Origin of the sequence: Mycobacterium gordonae, from assembly GCF_017086405.1 — a bacterium.
Lineage (GTDB): Bacteria > Actinomycetota > Actinomycetes > Mycobacteriales > Mycobacteriaceae > Mycobacterium > Mycobacterium gordonae_D.
Genome location: NZ_CP070973.1, coordinates 4,757,406 through 4,773,723 on the forward strand (window position 1 = coordinate 4,757,406; position 16,318 = coordinate 4,773,723).

Annotated in this window: 13 protein-coding genes and 2 pseudogenes; 5 read left to right on the top strand and 10 right to left on the bottom strand. The window is 65.3% G+C overall.

All coding sequences use genetic code 11. The features are described from left to right. Positions 1-21: 21 nt before the first annotated feature. Positions 22-492, bottom strand: a complete 471-nt coding sequence (locus JX552_RS20290; RefSeq protein ID WP_205878580.1) for an LppP/LprE family lipoprotein — start codon at positions 490-492, stop codon at positions 22-24. Between the two features lie 376 nt (positions 493-868). On the opposite strand from JX552_RS20290, the pseudogene JX552_RS34215 reads away from it, so the two are divergent. The 5 genes and pseudogenes from JX552_RS34215 to JX552_RS20305 all read left to right on the top strand — a co-directional run. Continuing rightward, positions 869-3,056 (top strand): annotated as a pseudogene (locus tag JX552_RS34215) (molybdopterin oxidoreductase family protein); the annotation flags it as partial. A 413-nt stretch (positions 3,057-3,469) separates the two neighbouring features. Further along, positions 3,470-3,640 (top strand): annotated as a pseudogene (locus tag JX552_RS34220) (hypothetical protein); the annotation flags it as partial. Further along, positions 3,637-5,004, top strand: a complete 1,368-nt coding sequence (locus JX552_RS34225; protein ID WP_431195876.1) for a diflavin oxidoreductase — start codon at positions 3,637-3,639, stop codon at positions 5,002-5,004. The pseudogene JX552_RS34220 and the gene JX552_RS34225, both read left to right, overlap by 4 nt. 240 nt (positions 5,005-5,244) lie before the next feature. After that, positions 5,245-5,424, top strand: a complete 180-nt coding sequence (locus JX552_RS20300) for a hypothetical protein (RefSeq protein WP_205873710.1) — start codon at positions 5,245-5,247, stop codon at positions 5,422-5,424. 64 nt (positions 5,425-5,488) lie between these two features. Further along, positions 5,489-7,144, top strand: a complete 1,656-nt coding sequence (locus JX552_RS20305; protein WP_205873711.1) for an NAD-dependent malic enzyme — start codon at positions 5,489-5,491, stop codon at positions 7,142-7,144. 3 nt (positions 7,145-7,147) lie between these two features. Here JX552_RS20305 and JX552_RS20310 read toward each other — a convergent pair whose 3' ends face one another. From JX552_RS20310 to JX552_RS20350, 9 genes are read right to left on the bottom strand one after another with little or no spacing between them, the layout of a single operon-like run. Next, complete coding sequence (locus JX552_RS20310; protein WP_205878581.1) at positions 7,148-7,606, bottom strand: CAP domain-containing protein; 459 nt, start codon at positions 7,604-7,606, stop codon at positions 7,148-7,150. A gap of 26 nt (positions 7,607-7,632) precedes the next feature. Next, positions 7,633-8,295, bottom strand: a complete 663-nt coding sequence (locus tag JX552_RS20315; protein WP_241010650.1) for a hypothetical protein — start codon at positions 8,293-8,295, stop codon at positions 7,633-7,635. Then, positions 8,292-8,933, bottom strand: a complete 642-nt coding sequence (locus JX552_RS20320) for an Mce protein (RefSeq protein ID WP_241010651.1) — start codon at positions 8,931-8,933, stop codon at positions 8,292-8,294. Before JX552_RS20320 ends, JX552_RS20315 begins: the two co-directional genes overlap by 4 nt. Before the next feature lie 27 nt (positions 8,934-8,960). Next, positions 8,961-10,442, bottom strand: coding sequence for an MCE family protein (locus JX552_RS20325; RefSeq protein WP_205873712.1), 1,482 nt, complete (start codon positions 10,440-10,442; stop codon positions 8,961-8,963). Continuing rightward, positions 10,442-11,569: an MCE family protein gene (locus JX552_RS20330; protein WP_205873713.1), complete on the bottom strand. Its 1,128-nt coding sequence runs from the start codon at positions 11,567-11,569 to the stop codon at positions 10,442-10,444. The genes JX552_RS20325 and JX552_RS20330 overlap by 1 nt, the downstream gene beginning before the upstream one ends. Then, positions 11,566-12,834 (bottom strand): MCE family protein, encoded by a 1,269-nt coding sequence (locus JX552_RS20335; protein WP_241011188.1) that lies wholly within the window; start codon positions 12,832-12,834, stop codon positions 11,566-11,568. The genes JX552_RS20330 and JX552_RS20335 overlap by 4 nt, the downstream gene beginning before the upstream one ends. 17 nt (positions 12,835-12,851) lie before the next feature. Further along, entirely contained in the window at positions 12,852-14,015 is a 1,164-nt protein-coding gene (locus JX552_RS20340) for an MCE family protein (protein WP_205873715.1), read from the bottom strand. Further along, on the bottom strand, positions 14,012-15,052 hold the full coding sequence (locus JX552_RS20345) for an MCE family protein (protein WP_205873716.1): 1,041 nt from the start codon (positions 15,050-15,052) through the stop codon (positions 14,012-14,014). Before JX552_RS20345 ends, JX552_RS20340 begins: the two co-directional genes overlap by 4 nt. Beyond that, the gene (locus JX552_RS20350; RefSeq protein ID WP_205873717.1) at positions 15,049-16,317 is read right to left on the bottom strand and encodes an MCE family protein; all 1,269 of its coding nucleotides are present in this window, start codon (positions 16,315-16,317) and stop codon (positions 15,049-15,051) included. The genes JX552_RS20345 and JX552_RS20350 overlap by 4 nt, the downstream gene beginning before the upstream one ends. Position 16,318: the final 1 nt, after the last annotated feature.

The window sequence follows — 16,318 nt, forward strand, 5'->3', positions numbered from 1 at the left end:
GAAGGGGGCGTGAGCTGGGCATCAGCTGGGCGGCTGATGCGGGATGGGGCCGAGTGCCCTGAGTTTGCCGTCCGGTCCGATCTCGAACTTCACCGTGCCCCTGCCCGAGGGACAGCATTCCTCGTCCTTGTTGATGCGCCACTGATACTGCACGGTCACGGTGTCGTCGGCCGGTGCCAGCACCGTGATGTAGGGCTTGGGATTCGGGGTGGGGGAACCCAGCGGAGCGTTGCGATCGAAGAACAGCAGCTGTTGCGGCGTCGATTCCGAGGCGATGGTGGGGATGATCAGTACCCAGTTGAGCCGGCACTTACGGGCGTGGCCGCGCGCGATTTCCACCCATGCAGAACCCGGCACCTCGACCGGGACGGCGGCGATGGCCCGGCGCACCGTGTCGGCGGTCGGACCGTCGGACTCCTTGCAGGAATCCGGCTTTGCCGACGGTTGGGTCGACGATTGACGGTCGCAACCTGTGACCGCCACACCCAGCATGAGCACGACAGCGCCGAACCGAGACCGCACCTCGCGAGCTTAGCGAAAGGTCCCACCGTCGGGCGCCGCAGCTGGACGCACCCTGTGAATGTCCGTCAAGTTTGGTCAAAACCGCAGGTGCAGGACATGAAACAGGCATCGGCCTGGGTAGCCTCGGCTCAGCACAACGGGTCGACGAAGACGACAATCTGCCCAGAACGCCGGCACCTGATCACCAGTCGATTCGCGCGCCGAGGTCCGGCGCCGCACACAACGCCGTACCCCGCTGCGAGAAGTCGGTAAAGCCGCTGAAACCTCGGGGTGTGCGGCACCGAAACATCCCTGGCGGACGATTTCGCAGAGGTGCCGGTGCGTGAAGGGAGGTTCGGACATCACCATGCGATCCGCTGACCACGCCGTAGGCACCGTGTGTGCCTACTGCGGCGTCGGCTGCGGGATGGTGCTGCAGATCACAACCGACCCGGAAAGCGGTCGGCGTCACATCGCCAGAAGCATTGGGCAAGAGGACCATCCGGCCAACTTCGGCCGGTTGTGCACTAAAGGTTCGACAACCGCAGACCTTCTCGCCGCAGCGGGGCGAGCAGAGTCGGCATACACGCGGGCCGATCGAGGCCAACCCTTCAAACCCGTCGACACCGACACCGCGATCGCGCGATCGGCCGAGCGGTTGCGGGCCCTCATCGACAAACACGGGCCCGACGCGATAGCCCTGTACGTGTCGGGCCAGATGTCACTGGAAGCTCAGTACCTGGCCAACAAACTGGCCAAGGGTTTCATCGGAACCAATCAGATCGAATCGAATTCGCGACTGTGCATGGCCGGCGCCAGCTCGGGTTACAAGCTGTCGCTGGGCGCCGACGGACCTCCCGGCTCATATCAGGACTTCGACCACGCCGACGTGTTCTTCGTCATCGGCGCCAATATGGCCGACTGCCATCCGATTCTGTTCCTGCGCATGATGGCACGAGTCAAGGCCGGCGCGAAGCTCATCGTCGTTGACCCGCGCCGCACCGCGACCGCCGCCAAAGCCGACCTGTTCCTGCAGATCGCCCCCGGCTCGGATCTCGCGCTGCTCAACGGATTGCTGCACCTGATCGTGAGCAACGGGCACACCGACCCCGAGTTCATCGCCGAGTTCACCACCGGCTGGGAGGTCATGCCCAGCTTCCTAGGCCAGTTCACCCCAGACCGGGTCAGCGACATCACCGGTATTCCTGCCGACGACATCCGCACCGCGGCCCAATGGATCGGCGAAGCCGCGAACTGGATGAGCTGCTGGACGATGGGCCTCAACCAGAGCACCCACGGCACGTGGAACACCAACGCGATCTGCAATATGCATCTGGCCACCGGAGCGATCTGCCGAACCGGCAGCGGCCCGTTCTCGCTCACGGGACAGCCCAACGCTATGGGCGGGCGCGAAATGGGTTACATGGGACCGGGTTTACCGGGCCAGCGGACGGTCACCAACATCGAGGACCGCGAGTTCACCGAAGACCAGTGGGACATCCCTCGCGGGTCACTGCGCACCGAGGTCAGCGACGGCGTCGTCGACATGTTCACCCGCATGGCCGACGGCGAGATCAAGGCCTGCTGGATCATATGCACCAATCCCGTTGCCACCGTTGCCAACCGGCGAACGGTGCTGGCCGGCCTGGAGAGCGCGGAGCTGGTGATCACCCAGGACGCCTATTTGGAGACCGAGACCAACGAATACGCCGACGTGGTGCTGCCGGCGGCCCTGTGGACCGAGTCCGACGGGGTGATGGTCAATTCCGAGCGCAACCTGACCCTGTTTCGCAAGGCGGTCGATCCGCCGGCCCAGGCGCTGCCCGACTGGCAGATCATCGCCCGAATGGCCTGCGCGATGGGCTTTTCGGAGTCATTCACGTACGGGTCGGCCGAAGAGGTGTTCGAGGAGATCAAGCGGTTCGCCAACCCCAAGACCGGCTACGACATTCGCGGCGTCAGCTACGAACGGTTACGCCGGACGCCGGTGCAGTGGCCCTGCCCTCCCGATTGCCCCAGCGAGCGCAACCCGATCCGCTACCTCAACGACGGCGCCAGCCAGCCCGTGCTGACACGCGAGGACGGGCACGTGCCCCGGCTCGCGTTCCCGACTCCGGACGGCCGGGCCATCTTCTTCGCCCGGCCGCACCTACCGCCGGATGAGATGCCGGACAACGACTACCCGTTCCTGCTCAACACCGGTCGCCTGCCGCACCAGTGGCACACGATGACCAAGACCGGCAAGGTCGCCAAGCTCAACAAACTAAACCCCGGGCCGTTCGTCGAGATCCACCCGGAAGATGCTGCTCGCCAACATATCTCCGATGGTGATCGGATCGAGATCGCGTCCCGGCGCGGCCGTGCCGTGCTGCCCGCCGTCGTCACCGACCGGGTGCGGCCGGGCAACTGCTTCGCGCCGTTCCACTGGAACGACACCTTCGGCGAATACCTGTCCATCAATGCCGTCACCAATGACGCCGTCGACCCGGTGTCGCGCCAACCCGAATACAAGGCCTGCGCGGTGACATTTACCAAAGTCGCAAGCCACACCGACGCGCCACCGCAGCCTGCCGCAACGCCCACCGCAGCGGCAGGAAGCCGGACTCCGCACGTCAGCCTGTCCCAGATCGAGGCGATCGCCGGGTTCCTCGGCGTCGCAGCCGAACCTGCGCCCGAGTTCGATCCGCACGGTCGCGCCTACCTGGCGGGTCTGCTCGCCGGGCTACGGGCAGCAGCTGACCATTCCCTGACCGCCCCACCTACCCTGCCGGTCAGCGCACCGTTCGACATCCGCACCCGGATGTGGCTGGACGGCGTGATGGCGGGGATGTGCTCGCGCACGTCGGCGGCGGAGCGCGACAACGCCAGGAAACCCGATCCTGCGGACCGCCGGGCACCGATCGTGCTGCTGTGGGCCTCCCAGACCGGCAACGCCGAGGAACTCGCGGCCGAGGCGGCGGCACGTCTGACCGACGCGGCGCTCCCGGTCGTCCTGCGTGCGATGGCCGATTTCACGCCTGGCGACCTGGCCGGCACGCGCGAGTTGTTGCTGATCACCAGCACCGCCGGTGACGGTGATCCCCCGACAATGGCGCCGCGCTGTGGCGGGCTCTGTCGGGCGATGGGGCGCCACGGTTGACCGGCACCCGCTACGCCGTCCTGGCGCTCGGCGACTCCAACTACAGCGACTTCTGCGGCCATGGACGGAGGCTCGACGAGCGGCTCGCCGAATTGGGCGCGACCCGCATCACCGGCCGCGTCGACTGCGAGCCCGACTACGAAGACGCCGCCGCCCGCTGGCTCGACGACATCGTGGGCGCTTTGTCGGACACGCCCATCCGCAAGCCCACCTCCGCCGTCTGCAGCACGCAGCCGTACACCAAGAAGCGGCCCCTGGTCACCGACGTAATCCGCAACACCACGCTGAGTCGGCCCCGCTCGGCAAAAGATGTGCGCCAGTTGGTCTTTGGCGTACCCGATGCGACCGTTGACTACGCGGCCGGTGACGCGCTCGGGGTATGGCCGCACAACAACGAGCAGTTCGTCGACGAATGGCTGACCGTCACCGGATTGGACGGACATACCGAGGTGGAGGTCGCCGACCACGGCGCGATGTCGCTACGCACCGCGCTGACCCACCGGTTCGAGATCGCCCACATCAGCCCGGACCTGTTGCGCTTCGTGCAACGGCGCACGGCGGACGCCGACGCGGCTACCCGACTCGGCGAGTTGATGAGGCCGGAGAACAAGGCTGCACTCGCGGATTGGTCATGGGGGCGGCAGTCGGTGGACCTGCTCGGGCAGGCACCGGTCCGCGCCTCCGTCGACGAGTGGCTCGCGGTGCTCAAACCTCTCCAGCCGAGACTGTATTCGATCTCGTCGAGCCCCAAGGTGCATCCCGGCGAGGTCCATCTGACCGTATCGCCGGTGCGCTACAACTTCCGGGGCGTCCCGCGGCGGGGGGTGTGCTCGACCTACCTTGCCGACCGCTCCCCCAGCGACCGGATCGCCATTTATGTACGGAATTCGAAGAACTTCCGGCCCCCGAGCGACCCGCAGACCCCGATGATCATGATCGGGCCGGGCACCGGGATCGCCCCCTTCCGCGGGTTTCTGCAGGAACGGCGTGCGCTGGGCCACACCGGACCCAACTGGCTGTTCTTCGGCGAACAGCACGCTGCCACCGACTTCTACTACCGCGACGAAATCCAGGCCATGCACGCCGACGGGCTGCTCACCGAACTCGACCTGGCGTTCTCCCGTGATCAGCGGGAAAAGGTGTACGTGCAGCATCTGATGCGCAAACGGGGCGCCGACCTGTGGCGCTGGCTGCGGGACGGGGCTCAGCTGTACGTCTGCGGCAGCGCCGAGCCGATGGCCAAGGACGTCGATCAGGCCATCTGCGACATCGCAGCCGAACACGGCAAACTCGATCCCGAGGCGGCCAGGGCCTACGTGCAGGGACTCAGCGCGCACCAGCGCTACCACCGCGATGTGTACTGAGACGAAGAATTGGGTAACCCCGTAATTTGACGGAAACGTCATACGCCTTTCGCTGAAACATGGACGTCGCACCATTCACCCAAGAGATCGTGCACTCGAGGGAGGGTCGTACGCATGGCTCGGGAGTCTGAAGTGAAGTCTGGGTCTGACGTGCGCACTGTCTGCCCTCGGCACAGCCGAGCCGACCAGGACGTCAACTCGGCCTCTGAAAAAACCACTGGACAGGTCGAATGGGCCGGATTGCCGGTCAACCTCGACCTGGCGTTCTCTCAAAAGCAGCGCGACAAGGTATACGCCCAGCACCTGAAATTCGAAAGCGCCGGCCGCTTCCGCCGCCGGGCCCGCGAGGTGTGCACCTGCGACCTGGCCGACCACCCCGAACTCAACGAAGACACGCGCAAGTCCGCATCCGGCTGGTAACCCTCGATTTGTCGTTCGGCGATACCGTGACGTGACGCCCCTCTAGTCACGGACGGAGCTTGTCATGAGCGATGCCTGCGTGCCCCGGTTCCCCGAAGCACTGTCGACGCCGAGCCTCAACCGCGGGGTGGGCTTCACCCACGAACAACGGCGCCGACTGGGACTGACCGGTCGGCTCCCGTCGGCGGTACTCACCCTGGACCAGCAAGCCGACCGGGTGTGGCACCAACTGCAGACCATGGCAACAGATTTGGGCCGCAATCTGCTGCTGGAACAGCTGCACTACCGGCACGAACTGCTGTACTACAAAGTCCTCACCGATCACCTGCCCGAGCTCATGCCGGTGGTGTACACACCGACCGTCGGCGAGGCGATTCAGCGCTTCTCCGACGAGTACCGCGGGCAGCGCGGCCTGTTCCTGAGCATCGACGCTCCCGACGAGATCGCCGACGCGTTCGCGACGCTCGGGCAGGGCCCCGACGACATCGACCTGATCGTGTGCACTGACGCCGAAGCGATCCTGGGCATCGGTGACTGGGGAGTGGGCGGTATCCAGATCACCGTCGGCAAGCTGGCGCTCTACACCGCCGGCGGCGGCATCGACCCACGGCGCTGCCTGGCGGTATCCCTGGATGTCGGCACCGACAACGAGCAGTTGCTGCAGGATCTGTTCTACCTGGGCAACCGGCACGCCCGTCGGCGCGGAGACCAATACGACGACTTCATCAGGCGCTACATCGAGACGGCTCACCGGTTCTTCCCGCACGCGATCCTGCATTTCGAGGATTTCGGCCCCGCCAACGCACGCAAGGTCCTGCAGACCTACGGCAACGACCACCTGGTTTTCAACGACGACATGCAGGGCACCGGGGCGGTGGTGCTGGCCGCGGTCTACGGCGGCTGCACAGCCACCGGCCTGCCATTGCGGGATCAGCGCATCGTGGTCTTCGGTGCCGGCACGGCAGGGCTCGGCGTCGCCGACCAGATCCGCGACGCCATGATCGCCGACGGCGCCACCCCTGACCACGCCACAGCACAGATCTGGCCCATCGACCGGCAGGGTCTGTTGTTCGACGACATGGAGGATCTGCGTGACTTCCAGGTCCCCTACGCCAAGAACCGCGAGCACCTCGGGGTGGCCGCCGGGGAGTATGTCGGACTGGTCGATGCGATCAAGCACGCCGCGCCGACCGTGCTGCTGGGCTGCTCAGCCGTGCACGGGGCATTCACCCGGGAGGCTGTCGAAGAGATGACGGCCAGGTGTGAACGACCGATGATCTTTCCACTGTCCAACCCGACCTCGCGGATGGAGGCCATGCCGGCCGACCTGGTGCAGTGGTCCCAGGGCCGGGCGCTGGTGACCACCGGTAGCCCGATGGCGCCGGTCGCATACGACGGCACCACCTACACCATCGGACAGGCGAACAACGTGCTGGTGTTCCCCGGTGTCGGGCTGGGCATCATCGTCGCCGGAGCCCGGCGGCTCACCCAGTCGATGCTGCACGCGTCGGCCAAAGCCGTCGCTCAGCAAGCCAATCCCGTTGCACCCGGAGATTCGTTGCTACCGGACGTGCAACATCTGCGCGACATCTCGGCGAACGTCGCCGAGGCCGTGTATCACGCCGCGGTCGACGACGGCGTCGCCACCAAGACGTACCAGACTTCTGCAGACGTCAGGCAGGCGGTGCTGGACCGGATGTGGTCGCCGGTGTACGACTGACCGTCAGCGGGTCGGGGTTGCCGGCTGCCCGTAGAGGGCCACCACGACGGTGCGGTCCAGGCTGTTGGCCGACCAGACCCCCATTGCAGTGTTGGCGCAATCCCGCATGATGGCCAGATAGTCGGGATTGTCGTACCACTGGTTGAACAGCTCGAAGCTGCTGATCGACAGGGCCGGGTTGATGGCCACGGTTTCGGTGACCCGGCCGCGGAAGCCTGCGGCATTGGCGCGATCCTGCGGTGTCGAGCCGTCAGATCCGATGTCGTCGTTGATGTTTCGGTTGTTCATCAGGTCGTCGGCGTGCCACTGGGCGGCCAGGTAGAGCGAGTTGTTCATGACGACGTCGTTGGTGCAGCCGGCTTGGTGCTGAATCGTGTACACGCCGGAGACGACGGCGTCGTTGAGCCGCTTGTTGTCAGCGTGTGCCGTCGGTATCGCCAATGCGGCTGCCGCCGTTGTCATTACAGCGGCAGGCAGCACCCACTTCGCTATACCGGGTCGAAATGCGAAACCAGCCATCGGCCGTCGACCTTCTCCAGTGTCACCCGGATTACCGGTTGGGTATCCGTGGGCGTACCGCCGTCGCCGATGGTCACGGTCTGATCGACGAACAACAGCACGACTGCATGGGTGGCGGTCGCCGATACCGATGCCGCCGCATTCACCTTCGCCACCGCCCCGATGCGCTTCTCCTTCGCACCCGGAATGACGACCTGCCGGGTCAGCGCGGTATAGGCGTCCTTGAAATCGCCGGTCAACCGATCGCGGGCAGCGGTGAGTTGCTTCTCGGCGGTGTCGGGGGTGTAGGACAACAACGCGACCGCGTCCTCGGCGGCGACGCGCATCGATTCGGTGCCCGCTTGCGCGACTTCTGTCCCCGACACGGCTATCCACTTGAAATAGCCCGCCGCGATCGCCAGCACCAACGCCAAGCCGGGGAGCACGCCGTACGCGACCACCCGTGACCATGCGATCGGCTTCCTCTTCGGAGCCGGTTTGTCGGGTTCGTCGTCGGACGCATCCGCTGCACCGGAGTCGTCGGAGTCCTCGATGTCAGCGGCCGCCTCCGAATTCCGGATGGCGTCGTCCTCGGTCGTCGGCTCAGGCGTCTCGGTGATGGCGTCATCGGTCTTCTCGCTCAGTGTCGTCATGGCACGAACACCACGTTCGACATCTTGGCGTCGTCGCCGATCGCCTTGACCTCGATTTTCATCCGCCATTCCCGGGGCGCCTCTTCGCCACCCGCGGTGCGTGACTTCACCGCGACCGCGACCAGCACTTGAGCCGAGTCACCGTGCTGGGACTCAAGTCCGGCGTCGGTCACCGTGCCTTCCGAGACGGACTGCGCCACCTTGACGAGTTCCATGAACGGCTTGGACCGGTGCTCGAAATCGTCACGGAATGTCCCCGTGGCCAGATCGAGGATTCGCTGCACGTCCGTGTCGATCTCGGTGTAGCTGATCGTGGTGAGGTTCACCGCTCCCTGGCGCGCGGTCTGCACGAACAGATCGCGCTGCGCCTGGGCTTCACGCTCTTGGTAGGCGCGGTAGCCCAGCCAGCCAGTCAGTCCGGCCAGCGCGGCCACGACGACCGCACCGACTACCAGCGCGCGTGCGGGCTGGGAAAGTCGACTGCCGATCCGGAACCGCCAGCGGGTTTCGTCGGCTGCGGTGTCCTCGTCGGCGGGCGACTCGACGTTTGCGTCCCCGACGTCAGTGACGTCTGTTTCCACGTCCCCGACGTCAGTTTCCACGCCCTCGATGTCAGGCGTGTCAGGTTCTTCGGCCATGTTGCTCCTTGTTCACGGGGACCAGGTCTACTGGAAAGGCACCAGCAGTGACTGCCAGTTCTTGGCTCGCGGGTGCGCCAGATCGGCCTCGGTGTAGCGGTGTCCGTCCGGCCCGATGTAATCGCCGGAGGACGGGTCGTAAGTGGCTACCGCCACCGGCGGAGGCGCCGGAGGCGGCGGCGCCGGCGCGGTGCCGCGCGGTGGTGGGAGCCGCGGATCCTGTCCCGGCGGGTACTGCGGCACGCCCTGCCCACTGGTGGTGGCGTTCGGGTCGCCCTTCCAGTTGTAACCGTCGTTGAGGGGCACGTACTCTTCGTCGCTTTCGCACATCTCGACGGTGGGCGCCCGCTTCCAGGGCTTGGTTTCGCACGGGATATTGCGCGCGCCACGGACATTGAGTTCGGAGTCCTGCGGGAGTCGGCAATACAGCTCCGCCGCAGGGCGATCCGGTGCGTCGACGCTGGCCGGCGAGCGTCGCTGAGTCGGCGGCAGGAAGCCGGTCGTGCATGGCGGCGGCAGGTTCATGTTGAGATTGAAATCCAGATAGAACCCGGTGTAGTCCTGTTTGGTGCCGGCGTTAGGCACCAGAGACCCTGCCATCACGGCGATCCCTTGCGGCAGCAGCACAAGAATCTGTTCGATGTCGTGGCGGTAGACGTACGCGATGTCACCGAGGCTCACCAGGTTGGCGAACAACACCGGTACCGCCGGGCCAACGCGTTCGAGCAACGCACGGCCTTCTTCTACACCGGCACTGCCCTGCGTCAACAGGTCTCGGAGCGCGGCATCCTGCGCCTGGAACTGCGCCGTGATCGCCGCGGTCCGCTGCGCCCAGGTCGCGATCGCGTCGGAGGTTTGCACCTGCGAATTCAGCACGGGCGGGGCCTGGTCGATCAGGGTGGCCAGCGGGTCGATGGTGCGCCCTCCCGCGATGGCCAACGCCGTTGAGCCGTCCACGATTCGGGACAGCTCCGGGCCCAGACCACCGACCGCCCGGTTGGCCTCGTCGGTCACCGTGCGCAGGTTGTCCCGCGGAATGGCCTGCAGCGCACGGTTGGTCATGTCCAGCAGGCGGCCGATGTCGACGGGCACGTCGACCTGGCCGGCGGGAATGACGTCGCCGGCGCGCAATAGCCGAGGATGTTCTCCCCTGCCCGGCTGAGGGGTCAACTCGATGAATTGCTCGCCGATCGCCGATCGGCTGTGCACGGAGGCCTGGACGTCGGCGGGCACGTTGACCCCGGACCGCATGGCGAGCACCGCGCGTACCCCGCTGGCGGTGACATTGACCGACTTGACCTGACCCACGTCGGTGCCGCGGTAGGTCACCACCGAGTTCTCGTACAGCCCGCCCGACTGCGGCAGGTCGACGGTGACGTTGTACTCACCGATGCCGAACAGGGTCTCGGGCAGCTTCATATAGTTGAAAGCCATTGCGCCACAGGAAACGATGGTCACCAGGGACAGTACGGCCAGTTGAATCCAGGTCTTGCGGTTCAGCCGCAGCATCAGTATCCCCCGTCGTGGTAGGGGAAAGTCAGCGGGTTGCCCGCCGTGGCGGGACTGGGCTGCATGCCGATGGTGCGTCCCCACTGCATCTCGAGCTGGGTGAGGTTGCCTTCCCATCGGGAGCCGGTGAATATCCCGGTGTCGATGCGGCTCAACGTCAGATCGACGATCATCGTGAGGTTGGCGTAGTCACCACGGAACCAGTTGGTGACCGTCGACGTCGGCCACGGGTAGGTGGCCAGGCCGTCCAGCCCCTTGGTCAGCGCGGGTCCCGCATCGGCGAGCCTGCGCAACACCGGCGCGATCTGGCGCAGGTTGTTGACCAGAGACTCCTTGCTCTGCCGCACGGTGTCGGCCGCGATGGCGCTGAACTTGCCGAGCTGATCGATCGCGTCCGCTATCTGGCCCCGCTCCTTGGCCAATACGGCCAGCGCTTTAGGCACGGTGGTCAGAGCGCGGTCCACGGCAGGGTCTTTGGCCGCGAACTGGCCCACCAGAGCGTTGAGGTTTTCCGAGGCGGCGATGATGTCGTCGGTCTGCTTGTTCGTGCCGGCGATGAACTCGTCGAGCTGGTGCAGCAGGCTGCGCATGTCATTTTCGCGGCCGGCGAATGCCTCGGCGATCGACTGCGTGATCTCCTGCAGTTGGGCTAGGCCACCGCCGTTCAGCAGCACCGAGGCCGAGGCCAACGTCTGTTCGGTGGTGGGATACATGCTGGCGTGCGACAACGGGATGACCGAGCCGTTCTTGAGCTGGCCCACCGGCGGCTCATCCTTGGGCGGTGCCAATTCGATGTGCATCGAGCCCAGCAAGCTGGTCTGACCGATCTTGGCCGTGGCGTTGGCCGGCAGGCGGATGTCGCCGTTGATGCGCATGGTGACCAGCGCATGCCAGTCCTGGACTTCGATTTTCGTGACGTTGCCGATGTTGACGTCGTCGACCCGGACGCGAGTGTTCTCCTGGATGTTCACCACGTCGGGGAGCTGCGCCTGGATCGTGTACGAGCCCGGTCCGCCGCCGGAAGTGCCCGGCAGCGTCAGCGAATTCAGGCCGTGCCAGTCGCTCCCACATCCCGGGAGCACCGCGACGCCCGCAACGCTTAGCACCGCAACGATGGCGCGCCTCATGAACCGGCGCCTTGCGGAACCATGAGGCCCTGCAGACCCAGACTCGGGTCGACGACGGTGGGGGCCTGCGCAGGCGCGGGCTGTTCGGCCGGCAGCGGTTCGGGTGGCTGGTAGTCCGGACGCAGCCGGTCGTCGCTGTAGGTGATCTCGCCGGGGCGAGCCTGCGGCCCGACGAACGGGTTCAATCCGGCCGGAACGTAGTTGTAGATGCGATTCTTGATGATCGGCTCGACGTACTGCAGGCACAGCTTGGACACCCGGTCCAGGCCCTGGCGGGACGCGGCTTCGATTGAGCTGCAGATCCATTGGGGGATGTCGGCGAAGTTGTTCAGCGCGATGATGCCGGTCATGGCGCCCTGGGCCGGCTGATAGATGTTCGTGAAGTTCTGGAACACCGTCGGGACGACGTGCAGGATCTGTTTGATATCGGCCCGACTGTCGTTGAGGGCGGTCGTGATCGAACTGAACCGGTCGAAGGTGACGCCGATTGACTCTCGGTTCTCTGCGAGGAAACCGCGCAAGTCCGCCAGGGCGCCGTCGAGGCCCTGCACCGCGTTGGCGACCTCGTTGGGCGTGTTGGACAGCACCGTGGTGACACTCGCCAGGTTGCGGTTGAACGACGCCAGCAGGTCGCTGCTGGAGTACAGGGCCGACACCAGGAGTTGGAGATTGCGCACCGTACTGAAGATGTCGTCGGCGTGATCGCCGAGCGCGGAGATCGCCGCGGACAGTTTGATGAGGGTGTCGCGGGCGGTGTCGCCCTCGCCGCGCAGGTTGTCCGCGGTCGAGTTGACCAGCTCGCCAATCGAGTTCACCCCGCCTGGGCTGGTGGGTTGCAGAGCTTCGGTCAGCTTCTCCAGTTGTCGGCGGAAGTCGTCCCATTCGACGGGCACCGCGGTCCGGTTGAGCGGGATCGACGCTCCCGCGGCTAGTTTCGGGCCACCGGAGTAGGCGGGCACCAGTTGAATGGCGCGTGAAGTGACCAGCGACGGCGACAGGATCGCGGCACGCGCGTCAGCGGGTATCGAGTACTGCTTGTCGACGGAGAAGACCACCTTGGTACTGGTCGGTTGCGGCTCGATGCGGTCCACGGTGCCGACGCCGACACCGAGGATGCGGATCTCGTCTCCGGCGAACAGGCCATTGGCGTTGACGAAATACGCGGAATAGGTGTTGGTTTCCACCTCTTTCCACAAATTCCGGCCAACCAGAAACGAAGCGACGACGAGTGTGACAGCGAGGCTGACCGCGGTCACCCTGCGGATAATGCTGCGGTTGACGTTCACTGGCCCCCCGTCCCGGTGGGCTCAGGTGGTGGACCCGGCGCAGGTCCGGGTGACGGTGGTTGCGACCACAGGGGCACCGGCGCGGCCTCCGGTGGGACGGGCGGGGTTCCGGTCGGCGGGTCCACCGACTCCGACGGCAGGCCCTGGTTGGGGTCCAGATACCGGTCATACATGCGTGAGTCGAGGATGGGTCCGCTGAGCTGGCCGGGAATCAGATTGGCGACGTATGCCTTGAAGAACGGCCCCGAGCCCAGCACTTCGCCGAACGACATGGCGTACCTTTTGAATTTCGGTAGGGTCCGCTGCAGGTCTTCCTTGCGGTTGTCGAGGATCTCCAGCACGCCGTTGAGCTTGTCGAGCGCCGGCTTGAGCTGGGTGCGGTTGTCGTCGACCAGACCGGAAATCTGATGCGACACCGCGGTGAGGTTGTTCATCAGCGCGTCGATCGAATCGCGCTCCTGCAGTAGGGCAACAAGTAGCGCGTTGGAATTCGACACCAGAGTGGCGATCTGTTGGCTGCGGCGCCCGAGCACTCCTGAGACGCTGTTGGCGTTGCTCAACAGGCTGCGCAGCTGCGCGTCGCGATTGTTGAGGGTGTCCGAGAACCGGGCCACGCCCTCGAGCGCGGGCCGCAGGTTCGCCGGTGTCTCTTTGAACGTGTCGGCCAATGTCGTCAGCGCCGAGGACATTTGGGTGGTGTCGAGCCCGCTGATCTGGGTCGTCAAATCTCCCAGCGCGTCAGGCAGGTCATACGGCGAGGTGGTCCGCTGCAGCGGAATGGTTTCCCGGAGCCGTCCTTCGCCGCGCGGCGTCAGCTCCAGCATCTTCGATCCCAGGATCGTCTCGGTCTTGATCGCCGCCTCGGTGCGGTCACCCAGCTCGACGCTCTTGCGCACGGTGAAGCCGACCCGCACCTTCGTGCCCTCCAGCCGGACCTCGGAGACTCTGCCGACGCCCACGCCGGAGATCCGCACCTGGTTACCGGGTTTGATTCCACCGGCCTCGGAGAAGAAGGCGGCGTAGTTGTTGTAGCCGTTGACGAACGGCAACTTGTCGTACTGGAAGGCCACAATCACCGCGCACGTCATGAGCACGGTCCCCATCACTCCCAACAGGACCGAGCTGCGGCCCTTACCCGGTGTGCGTTTGAAGCGGCTCATTTCGGCGTGCACCGCCCGGAGGGCTGGTTCAGCAGCTTGACGTAGATCGGGTTGCCCCCCTTGCCGTTGAGCTTGAGCAGCACTTCGCAGAAGTAGAAGCCGAAATAGTCGCCGTTGAGGCCCTGCCGCGACAGCACCTGATACACGTCGGGAAGGCTGTGCAGCAGGCTGTCCACGTAGGGGCCGTCGGCGAGGATCTGGCCGGATGTGCGGTCGGTTTCGTGCACCACGTCCTTGATCGGCTGGCGTGCCTGCACGAGCAGGTCGGCGATCGAACCGGCCGCGGCGTTGACGTACGCCAGTCCGGTGGAGATGTCGGTCTTGCGTTGCGCCAGGCCGTCGACGAACTCCGACAGCTTGTCCAACGCGTCGCCGAACTCACGGTCCCGGGTGGCGAAGGTGTGCAGCACGGTGTTCAAGTTGGTGATCAGCTCGCTGATCAGTTGGCTGCGACCAGCCAGGGTTGAGGTCAGCGTCGCGGTCTGGGCCAGCACCGAGGACAGGGTGCCACCTTGCCCCTGAAAGATTCGCAGCAACTGACCGGACAGCGCGTTGACCTGATCGGGATCCAGTGCGCGGAACAGGGGACGGAACCCACCGATCAAGACGTCGACGTCCAGCGCCGGCGCCGTTCTCGACAGCGGGATCGTCGCGCCCGGCGCCAGCCGGTGCGGTGAACCGGCGCCCTGCTCCAAGGCGAGATACCGGTCACCGATCAGGTTTTCGTAGCGGACGACGGCCCGGGTGCCCTCGGTGAGTCGCACGCCCTTGTCGATCGCGAAGTCGATGCTGACTGTGCCGTCCCGGTGCAGGTCGATGTCGCCGACCTTGCCGACCTCCGCGCCGGCGATGCGGACGAAGTTGCCGGATTTCAATCCGGAGATGTTGGTGAACACCGCGTGGTATCCGGTGCGATCCTCGAATCGGAGTTGTCCGAACACGGCGATCAACGTGAACGTGAAGACCAGGCACACGATGGTGAACAGCGCGACCCGGGCCCAAATCTTGAAGGTGCTCGGCCTTCCTTCTGGACTCATGGTGGCGGTTGTCCTCCGCGATAGAAGTAGCGCGGCGGTTCGGGAGGATTCTTGGTGGTCGGGAAGTAGTTGGACCACCAGGGGTTACCGACGGCCAGGTTGGTGCGAATCTCATTCGGCGCGGCTCCCCATCCGGTGTCGGTCACCAGCGCGCGGACCGGGTAATTGGCGCTGGGGTCGGGCAGCGACCCACAGCTGGGTTTTCCGCCGGGACCCCCGGTGGCATTCACCTTCGGAAGGTGTTTGGGGTATCGGTACGGGTCGTCGCCGAACAGCAGGCCGGCGTCCATGATGAAGGAGTAACCGTTGCCGCCCAGCGTGTGTCGGCCGCCGTGCTCGACGTACCACTGCGCTCCCTGGAAGAGGCAGGTGTAGGTCGGCGAGTACATGTCCAGCAGCCTGGTGGTGGGGTCGAGTAGGTTGATCGCCTGCACGATGTTGCCTTCGTTGCGGCCGATGACCCCGATGCCGGTCTGGCTGAAGCCGATCGCCGACATCAGCAGCGCGTCCAGTGACTGCTGATTCTCGGTGATGGTGACGCTGGTGGTGGACGCCGAGTCCAGGATCGACAGAATATCTTGTGCTGCAGCCGAATACGTTGCGGCTGTGTTGCCGAACAGTTTCCAGTCCTTATGGATGGTCTCCAGCCGCGGATTGACGGCCAACAGCAGGTTGTTGGAATCGGTGATGGCCTGACCGATCCGGTCGCCCTTACCGCGTACCGATTGCGCGAACGCCGACAGGATCGCGTTGAGCTTCGCCGGGTCGATGGCCTGGACGAGCGACTGCAGGTTTTCGAAGACGGTATTGACCTCGACGGTCACGTTGCGGGAGTGCAGTACCGCGCCGGGTTTGAGCGCCACCGGGCTAGGGTGTTCAGGCACAATCAGGTCGACGTACTTGGACCCGAACGCGGTGGTGGACCTGATCTCGGCCTCGACGTTGCTGGGCAGATATTTGAATGCTTCGGGTTGCATCTTCAGTTGCAGCTGTGCGGCTTTCACATCGGTGCCGATCGAGGCGACCTGACCGATCTGCACGCCACGCAACATGACTTTGGCGCCCTGTTCCATCACCAGTCCAGCCCGGTCCGAGACCAGGGTGAGCGGGATGGTGTCCTGGAATTTGCCGGAGAACGCGCCGGTGGTGAAGGCGATGAGGCCCGCAACGACGATGAACAGGATCGGCGCGTACCAGATCGGATCGGTCTTGCTGACGCGGACTCGGTTGGGCCGCAACGCGCCGTGCAGGCTGTTGTCAGTCATG